A 3,207-nucleotide genomic window follows, 5' to 3' on the forward strand; every position below is an offset into this window, starting at 1 on the left:
CAGCCCCGGCAGCGCCCTGCGGCGGCGATCTGTCCACCTTCCTCGAAGGCGTCAAGAAAGATGCGGTCGCAGCCGGCGCCAGTGCGGTAGCCGCCGACGAGGCCTTCGCCGGCGCCGAGATCGACCCCAAGGTGCTGAGCCGGGACCGCGCCCAGGGCGTCTTCAAGCAGACCTTCCTCGAATTCTCCCAGCGCACCGTCAGCCAGGCCCGCCTCGACATCGGCCGCCAGAAGATGAAGCAATATGCCGACGTCTTTGCCCGCGCCGAGCAGGAATTCGGCGTCCCCCCGGGGGTCATCACCGCCTTCTGGGCGATGGAAACCGATTTCGGCGCCGTCCAGGGCGATTTCAACACCCGCAACGCCCTGGTGACGCTGTCACACGACTGCCGCCGCCCGGAACTCTTCCGACCGCAGCTCATCGCCCTTGTCGAGATGGTTCAGCACGGCGACCTCGACCCCGCCACCAATACCGGCGCCTGGGCCGGCGAGATCGGCCAGGTACAGATGTTGCCGCGCGACATCATTGCCTATGGCATGGATGGCGACGGTGACGGTCATATCCGCCTGAAGCAGAGCGGCCCGGACGCCATTCTGACGGCGGCAAAATTCATCCAGCATCTCGGCTTCGAGCGCGGCCAGCCCTGGCTGCAGGAAGTGACCCTGACCGATAATCTGCCCTGGGAAAAATCCGGTCTCGGCGGCACGATGAAAGCGGGCGAATGGTTCGCGCTCGGCGTCAAGCCGCGCGACGGCAATACCGCCTTCGGTAACCTCGAAGGCGATCTCGTTCTGCCGCAGGGCCGCATGGGACCGGCCTTCATCGCCTATCCCAATTTCAAGATCTATCTCGAATGGAACAAGTCGTTCATCTACACGACTTCGGCCGCCTATTTCGGGACCCGCCTTTCGGGCGCCGAGCCCTATCTCAAGGGCGTGCCGGAACAGGGGCTTGCCAGCGACCAGATGAAGGCGCTGCAGACCAAGCTGCAGTCGCTCGGCCATGATGTCGGCGAGATCGACGGCATCCTCGGCTCCGGCACGCGTGTCGCAATCCAGAAGGAACAGCAGCGCCTCGGCATGCCGGCCGATGGATGGGCGACGCCTGCGCTTCTCAACGCTCTCTGATCTCCGCTGACACTTTACCGCCGCCCGCTTCGCAAGAAACGGGTGGCGCGATCCCCCGCCTGCGCTAAAGCATCAAACCGAAAGCCGGTGCCGGTTTTCGGCAAAACGACGGCTTGCGGTGGAGCAATCGGCATGGACAGCAGAATGAATGCCTGGACCTGGGGTCTGCTGGTCCTGCTCGGCCTGATCTGGGGCGGCTCCTTCTTCTTTGCCCGCATCGCCGTCCAGCATGTGCCGCCGCTGACCCTCGTCTTCTTCAGGCTGCTGCTCGCAGCGCTGGCGCTGCATGTCTATATCGCCGGCCGTTTCGACTTCTATGCGATCCTCAAGGCCCGCTGGCGCGAATTCCTGATCCTCGGGTTCATCAACAATGCCCTGCCGCATGCGCTGATCTTCTTCGGCCAAACCCGCATCGGCGCCGGTCTTGCAGCGATCTTGAATGCGACGACGCCGATCTGGACGGTGCTGATCGCCAACTACTTCACCTCAGACGAGAAGCTGTCGCCGGCAAAGATCGCCGGCTGTCTTGTCGGCCTGGTCGGAACGATCGTGCTGATCGGCCCCGGCATGTCGGCCGGTGGCGAAGCCCCCCTCTGGGCGCTGCTTCTTCCCGTACTTGCCGCGATCTCCTATGGCTTTGCCGCCACTTACGGCAAACGCTTCAAGAATGTTCCTGCCCCTGTCACCGCAGCCGGCCAGTTGACCGCCTCCTCGCTGATTGCGCTGCCACTGTCGCTACTGGCCGATCGTCCCTGGACGCTTGCCGCACCGCCGCTCGATGCCTTCCTCGCCATCCTGGCGCTGGCACTGCTGTCGACCGCCTTCGGCTACATCCTCTATTTCCGGATCATGGCGTCGGCCGGCGCCACCAACGCCTCGCTCGTCACCCTGCTGGTGCCGCCGAGCGCCATCCTTCTCGGCGTGCTCTTCCTCGGCGAAAGGCTTGCACTGGGTGAATTCGCCGGCATGGCGCTGATCGGTTTCGGCCTCGTCATTCTCGACGGCCGCGCCTATCGCATGCTGGCGAGGGCCGCCTGAAACTGGTTGCGAATTCCATATGTTTTCAACCGGTTGTGAGCCCGCCATGTTTTAGGCGCATAGATAAATGCTCAATCGCCCGATTTAACGGCATGTTAAATTGTGTGAACAAAAATTTGTCGAGAATTATTGATTTATTTCAAAGGCTTGCAAGAGCGCTATTCGACTAATCCACCGAACCGTTCTGCAGCGCAGCATAAGATCTGCTTCCCAACCGACATATTTCAGACATATTATCGGCCGGTTAACGCGAGGAGACAGACATGGGACTCACGCAATCCTTGAATGTTCTGTTGGTCAGTGCAGCGTTTGCTTTCGTCTTGTCCATGCTCTTCATCTGAGCTGGCCGACGAAAGTGTAATGACTGATAGTGCCTAAACTCCTGAATAGCTGATCAATCCGCCAACGAAAAAGCGCATGTCCCGCCCGACATGCGCTTTTCACTTTTGAACGTCCCGAAAGGATCAGGCGGCTGCGCCCGCACTTTTTGTTTCCCGGCGGGATATGCCGAGATTGTCGAGCACGGCGGAAACCAGCGGCGCACGGTTCATCGTATAGAGATGGAAATCATGGATGCCGCGCCGGACGAGATCCTCGATCTGTTCGGCAGCGACTTCGGCAGCGACCTTCGCCCGCTCCTCAGGCTTGTCGTCGAAGCCCGCAAATCGCTCGTCGAGAAAGGTAGGGATGATGGTGCCACAGGCCCCGGCGAAGCGCTTCAGCTGCGTCAGGTTCTGGATCGGCATGATGCCTGGCACGACAGGAATCGAGATGCCGGCGCCGCGCACCCGCTCCAGGTAACGCTCGAAATTGTCGTTGTCGAAGAAGAATTGCGTGAGCGCCCGGTCGGCGCCATTGTCGGCCTTGCGCTTCAGCATGTCGATATCGGCGGCCGTATCACGGCTTTCCGGGTGTTTTTCCGGATAGGCGGAGACCGAAATCTCGAAATCGCCGATTTCCTTGAGGCCGGCCACCAGCTCCGCCGCATTGGCGTAACCGCCGGGATGCGGCTGGTAGGGCGCGCCGGCGCCGCCGGGCGCAT

Annotated in this window: 3 protein-coding genes; 2 read left to right on the forward strand and 1 reads right to left on the reverse strand. The window is 61.5% G+C overall.

Annotation, left to right across the window (positions count from 1 at the left end; translation table 11 throughout):
* Nucleotides 1-1,127, forward strand: a 1,127-nt coding sequence (locus MOV76_RS38695; RefSeq protein ID WP_247266546.1) for a lytic murein transglycosylase, incomplete at its 5' end; no start/stop codon positions are given.
* Between the two features lie 132 nt (nucleotides 1,128-1,259).
* Nucleotides 1,260-2,165 (forward strand): DMT family transporter, encoded by a 906-nt coding sequence (locus tag MOV76_RS38700; RefSeq protein WP_247266547.1) that lies wholly within the window; start codon nucleotides 1,260-1,262, stop codon nucleotides 2,163-2,165.
* 464 nt (nucleotides 2,166-2,629) lie between these two features.
* On the opposite strand, the gene MOV76_RS38705 is transcribed toward MOV76_RS38700, so the two are convergent.
* Nucleotides 2,630-3,207, reverse strand: a 578-nt coding sequence (locus MOV76_RS38705; RefSeq protein ID WP_247266548.1) for a methylenetetrahydrofolate reductase, incomplete at its 5' end; no start/stop codon positions are given.

It is taken from the genome of Rhizobium sp. PRIMUS64 (genome assembly GCF_023006465.1).
Classification (GTDB): Bacteria; Pseudomonadota; Alphaproteobacteria; order Rhizobiales; family Rhizobiaceae; genus Rhizobium; species Rhizobium leguminosarum.

Excerpts from the sequence above, each read along its gene's own strand:
- MOV76_RS38700 (WP_247266547.1), top strand. The coding sequence starts at position 1,260 with ATGGACAGCAGAATGAATGCCTGGACCTGGGGTCTGCTGGTCCTGCTC.